This is a genomic window from Bacteroidia bacterium (genome assembly GCA_019695265.1).
Classification (GTDB): Bacteria; Bacteroidota; Bacteroidia; order JAIBAJ01; family JAIBAJ01; genus JAIBAJ01.
The window spans coordinates 1-6,043 of sequence record JAIBAJ010000154.1; the positions used below are offsets into that span (position 1 = coordinate 1).

The window sequence follows — 6,043 nt, forward strand, 5'->3', positions numbered from 1 at the left end:
GTATCTTTCCCTTGTAAAACACTTTGGATTATAGCATACTGTTCACCTTTAAAGTTCTTGAAACCAAAGTACTTTTCTAAGGATTGAGTAATTTCTTTTTCTGAAAATGATAATTCTTTTGCTTGTTCAGCCATTTCTAGGTGCTTTTGGTTTTTATTTTAAGTTCGATTTTTTTAACGGGTTGCGAAATTAAGTGTCAAGTGTAAACACTCAGCAGTTACTTATCGGTTTTTTTTTTCTTGCTATATCCCTATAGAATCATCCCGAATAAGCCTTACCTAAGTCATCACAAGAAAACTATCTTTGCATCTCAAAAATAGTTCAATTACGTTCCGTTTCACATAAATTTTCATTTTTTTTTCATAAAACCTATTAATTCGTGAAAACTTCCGACCAACTATTGAAAATTGGCACAAGAACCTTACTGATGGAAGCAGAGGCATTGCGGCATGCCTCAGGACTATTGGGAGAGTCATTTATTAAATCGGTAGAATGCATATTAAAAAGCCAAGGAAGGGTTATTGTAACCGGAATCGGAAAAAGTGCAATTGTTGGACAAAAAATAGTAGCCACCTTTAATAGCACCGGAACACCCTCCATATTTATGCATGCCGCCGATGCAATTCATGGCGATTTGGGTATAATTCAGAAACAAGATATCGTACTTTGTATAAGCAATAGCGGAAGTACTGCCGAAATAAAGGCCTTGATTCCTTTAGTAAAGAATTTAGGAAACACCATACTTAGTATTACCGGAAATCTTCAATCGTATTTAGGAATCCATTCCGATTGGGCCATTTCAAGCTATGTTGAAAAGGAAGCTTGCACCATTAACCTGGCCCCAACTTCAAGCACTACGGTTCAAATGGCTTTAGGTGATGCCTTGGCCAATGCTTTAATGGAATCCAAAGGTTTCAAAGCCGAAGATTTTGCCCAGTTTCATCCCGGAGGTTCATTAGGTAAAGCTCTGCTATTAAAAGTTTCAGATTTAGTTAAAAATCAAGCATTCCCAACTGTTGGACCGGATAGCAATTTAGCCGAAATTGTGGTTGGAATCAGTTCAGGCAGAAAAGGAGCAGTTGTAGTAATGGACGGTTCTAAGCTGATCGGAATAATTACTGATGGAGACCTCAGGCGTTACCTGGGTGAAGGTGGTTTAGAATTAAAAAATTGTAAGGCTATTGATTTAGCTAGTAAAAACCCCAAAACTACCTCATTGGATTCCTTAGCCATAGAGGCATTAAACACCATGAAATCCAACAAAATAAATCAATTAATTGTGGTAGATAATCAAACCCCTGCAGGCATCCTTCATATACAAGAAATACTGTCGGAAGGACTATTATAGTTTAATTATCCAGCCAAACCCTACCCTGTCTCCAGCTATCTACAGCTTGATACCATTGATTTTTATAGGTAGTATTACGACTCAAACTATAATCATTGTCGGAAAATGGATTCTCCATCTTTAAAAAGGTAAATGAAAGTGATAAAAGGCTGCTTTCTGATCCATATATCCATTGTTCAGAAGCAGAATTTCTATACACAATGGTTGGTGGTCCAAAGATTAAATAAATTAAGCCTCTGTCAGACTTCCATCCTTCCAGGTAAGAGGTAAAATAAACATTGGAATCCTTTACACGGTTGTAGAAAATCTTAATTAAATCTCTTGCCCTATCCTGACTTCCTGAACATTCAATCCAAAACTTTTCTATCGCAGCCCTGCGGGTTGGCGATTCCGATATTTCTTTAAACTCCTGCTTAGAACTTAAGAATCGTAATGGTGCCAACATAATTTCCGGATCCTTTACATTGGGAAAATTATCATAATACCTTTTTAAGGTAAATCCGCCGGTATCGGATGGTTTCCGTCGTATTAAATACAATCCTTTGGAAGGCAAGGTGAACCGGGCTGCCCGATCAAAAGGCAAATAAAAACTGCTGTCTGGTTTAAGATCAGAAGCTTGTCCCTCTACTATAGCAAAAGGTGGTGCAGGTAAAGGAAATTCCTTCCCATATAATTCCACAAAAAAGGTTTGCCCTTCCGGATAATTGCATTTTAATTCTACTTCCTGGCCCTTCCCAATACTTAGGTCAAAAACAGGCATGGTATCTCCGGGCGATACCACCATTATATCCTGTGGATTGAAGGATTTGGTGCGGTCAACAGGTATAAAATTTTGTATGAATTGATTGCGATTATTATCGGAAAACTTAACAATTGCCAACATTTTTGAACCTTTGGCCACCTTCAATTCGGTATAACCATAGTAATAATCTGCCTTCACACTATCACTAGCTATTAACTGAACACTTCCCGAATCTACAATAGACTTATTCTCATAATCCTGAACAATGGAAAAACTAAGTGAAAATTTAGCATTGGAATAATTGGATTCGGATGACCTGGTAAAAAGTAATTCCTTGGAATTTATTCGAAAATAAAGGGCACTTACACTGTCATTTCGGTTGAATACAACATATTCCGGATGTAAATAGCTTTGTTCTTTATTATATATATAACTTAGGTTTTGGTTGGTTACCAGGGCTGGGGTTGAACAGGAAGACAAACCCAGAATGATACTCACAACTAAGCAAACCAGTATTCCAATTCTACTTTTCATTTCATCAATACCATCCGGCAATCGGGATTGGCTGTGTTCTAAAATTCGGCTAAAATAGCTGATTTAACCCAAATAAATAGTACAAATTACAATTCAACCATAAAACAAACCTGCCTGGTCAACTTGGGCTAAAAAGCATTCTTTCCGATATTTCTAAGCAATGCATAAATATAATTTAGGGTATTCTAAGAAGCCAAGCATGACGAATAATCTTTAATTTTCTTGTTATGCGGGCCCCTTCCGCCCAACATTCTATTGGCTGTAATCCTAAACAATCTGCATGGGCGTTCAGGTCACGCTATCGGCTGTAGTCCTCGTCCCCCTAGGCTATCGCCATAGGTGTCCTGTGGGCTACTTGCCTCTATCGTTGCCCGATGCGCTACCTACACCTGAAGTTACTAATCCAACTAATAACCGTATCTAGTCGTTTCCTGCCAGGTGGTGAATTACTAACCCTTCATGAAATAATCCTATGCCTGTTTACATTTTAATTCCTTAATTCCTTGCCTCAAGTCAGCACAATAGTACATTCCTCATGTATATTTGCCTCGGTGTTAAAAAAGGGTTCTATCCTATTTATTGTTCCATATCCTCGCGGAACAGCAGCAAGTCAAAGATTTCGCTTTGAACAATATCTTCCTTCCCTCGAAAAAGCAGGATGGGAAATTCATTATCATAGTTTTCTTTCGGATTATGCTTGGAAGATTCTATATAAACCAGGACATTTTCCTTCCAAAGCCTGGGAAATTGCAAAAGGACTCTTGCGAAGACTTGCACTATTAGTCAGCATAAGAAAGTACAATTATGTCTTTATTCATCGCGAAACGGCTCCGCTGGGACCGCCCTTTTTTGAATATATTGCTAAATTTTTGGGAGCCAAGATAATTTATGACTTTGATGATGCTATTTGGATTCCCAATTTTAGTGAAAACAACAAAGGGTTTGGTTTTCTAAAACGTTTTAAAAACACAGAAACACTTTGTAAACTTGCCTATAAAGTTTCTTGTGGAAACGAATACCTCTGTAAGTATGCCTCTCAATTTAATGAGGCCGTAGTATTAAATCCAACCACCATTGATACCAGGAATTTACACAACCGGGTAAATCCACATACCCAAACCATGTTAACCATTGGATGGACCGGCACCCATTCTACCATTCGTTACTTGAATGATTTATTACCTGTTTTTGAAAAACTTGAAAAAGATTTCACTTTTAAACTTAGAGTTATCAGCGACAGAGCACCCGATTTCTCCTTAAAATCATTGGAATATATACGTTGGAAAGAGGAAAGTGAAATTCAAGATTTATTGCAAATCGATATTGGTTTAATGCCACTTTCACCAGACAAATGGAGTGAAGGAAAATGTGGATTTAAAGCATTGCAATATATGGCACTGGGAATACCTTCTCTGGTTTCGCCGGTCGGGGTAAATACTAAAATTGTTGATCACGGCATCAATGGTTTTGTTTGTTCAACCGAAGACGAATGGCTACATTATTTAACCTTGTTGCTTACCAATAGGCCATTGCTACAAGAAATGGGAAGTCGAACCAGGGAAAAAATCGAGAATCACTTTTCGGTTCAATCCAACACTGAAAATTTCCTGCATTTATTTCATTAATCCTTTACAGGATGTCGTTCCGGTAGCCCTTTCTTGGCATTATCATAATCAGGGGCTTCAATGAGTTCAGAATAATCACTGGGCCAATTCGCCTGAAACATCAGTCTCCAATATGCTTTGGAAGTCATGCTATCAAAATGCAATATAGATCTTGAGAATTGCCAGGTTTGAAAAATATTCAGTTGAATGAAGAAAATGAGCAAGAAAGCGAAACTATACTTTACCCAATAATTGGCATTCAGAACTATTGCAATAAAACTTGCTAAAGGAATAGCCATTAAAGGATAGATATCTACCATGGGACGTTGACCAAAAGATGAACCATACCACCAACACCACCAGCAACTAATAATGTAAATTTGCAAAGGCAGGTATATCCACAATACCAAACGCCAGGCCTTGGCAAATTTTCCAACCAACAGTATTCCTGCCACCGCTAAAAACATCAAGGGAGTATAAACCAACCAGCCATTTCTATAACTAAACAGTACTTCCGTCCAATGTGGGTTATTCCAAAAAATTCGTTCTTCACCATAGGTATAATAGAAGTACTGTCCGGTTTGCTGTTTCCAATACATCAATTGAGGATACCAAACCAGCATAGCCATTGCTAACACTACGATAATCCAATACCAATTTTTAATCCACATAGCCAATCTTTCCTTACAATCAGAAAAAGTATAAATGCTATAAAAAGCAAACATGAGAATTACAATGGAATTGGTAGGTCTGATTAAACTTATCAAACCTAAGCACAAACCTATCCAAATGGAATTCCACCAACCGGGTTTCAAATACCAAGATCGTATTCCAACCAAAATACAGGCAAAAAGAAAAAAGGAATAGGCATGAGACATCAAAATATCATGCGTGACATAGCAAAACAGGTTGGTTCCCAATCCAATACACAACAAGGTAATGGCTGTTACCAGTTTTTCGAAATATTGCAACAAAAAATACCTCATCAATAGGAGCCCCAGAAAGGCATAAACAAAGGTGCCAACAGCCAGCCAAGATTTATAATGAGTACTAAAACCATCGGCAGGGAAGTGATTTGTTTGCAAAGTAGAATAATGTCCAATGAAAAAGAATGGTGCATACAACATCGAAACACCCATACTCATTTTAAAAACATGTTTACCTTCCGGAGTATCCATGTGCCAATACCTCCCCCCTGCATTAGGATCAAATTTCATAGTATCCAGAAAATTCAATGCCAGGTCATGGTGGATAAAGTAAGCAGGCAGATAGCTGTAATATTGAATAACATCGTGTTGAATGATATCTTGTTCTACACGGTTGGAAGTCCTGATAGAAAAAAACCAAGCCATCAAACAAGCCATTATGGCCAAAATACTTAAATCAAATTTCCTCTCCATTTCGACTTTAAAAAGATGAATTAGCTATTGTAACGAATATTATCAATCAAACGAACTTCACCAAACCACGCTGCTACACAAATAACATAGTTTTTGTTAGGTTGGATGATTCGAGCAGGCTCTAAGGTATCAGCGTCTGATACTTCCAAATATTCCGGATTTAGAAAACCACCAGATTTAAGTTGTTCAACACCTTGCTGAAGAACTTCTTCAACGGTTACCTTTCCAAGATTTTCCTGTACAAATTTCAGGGTTTGATAAATTATGGAAGCTCTTTCCCTGTCCTTATCCGATAATCGCTCATTTCTTGAACTCATGGCCAATCCGTTTGCAAGGCGAAGGGTTGGACAAGGAACAATGGTAATAGGCAATTGTAAGTTTCGTGTCATGGTTTGAATAATAGCCAATTGTTGAA

General features: G+C 37.7%; 5 protein-coding genes. 2 read left to right on the plus strand and 3 right to left on the minus strand.

What is annotated here, in order from left to right; translation table 11 throughout:
• Positions 1–379: 379 nt before the first annotated feature.
• Positions 380–1,348 carry a KpsF/GutQ family sugar-phosphate isomerase gene (locus tag K1X82_14480; GenBank protein MBX7183315.1) on the plus strand — a complete coding sequence of 323 codons (969 nt, stop codon included), beginning with the start codon at positions 380–382 and terminating at the stop codon, positions 1,346–1,348.
• Position 1,349: 1 nt separating this feature from the next.
• Here the strand turns inward: K1X82_14480 and K1X82_14485 are convergent, their stop codons facing one another.
• Complete coding sequence (locus K1X82_14485; protein ID MBX7183316.1) at positions 1,350–2,624, minus strand: GWxTD domain-containing protein; 1,275 nt, start codon at positions 2,622–2,624, stop codon at positions 1,350–1,352.
• 551 nt (positions 2,625–3,175) lie between these two features.
• Between K1X82_14485 and K1X82_14490 the strand changes: the two genes are divergently transcribed.
• Positions 3,176–4,249 (plus strand): glycosyltransferase family 4 protein, encoded by a 1,074-nt coding sequence (locus tag K1X82_14490; GenBank protein MBX7183317.1) that lies wholly within the window; start codon positions 3,176–3,178, stop codon positions 4,247–4,249.
• Here K1X82_14490 and K1X82_14495 read toward each other — a convergent pair.
• A complete protein-coding gene (locus K1X82_14495) occupies positions 4,246–5,628 on the minus strand; it encodes a hypothetical protein (GenBank protein ID MBX7183318.1) in 1,383 nt (460 codons plus the stop codon). The two genes, K1X82_14490 and K1X82_14495, sit on opposite strands and share 4 nt — an antisense overlap.
• A 20-nt stretch (positions 5,629–5,648) precedes the next feature.
• A partial coding sequence (locus K1X82_14500) for a pantoate--beta-alanine ligase (GenBank protein MBX7183319.1) occupies positions 5,649–6,043 on the minus strand: 395 nt, incomplete at its 5' end.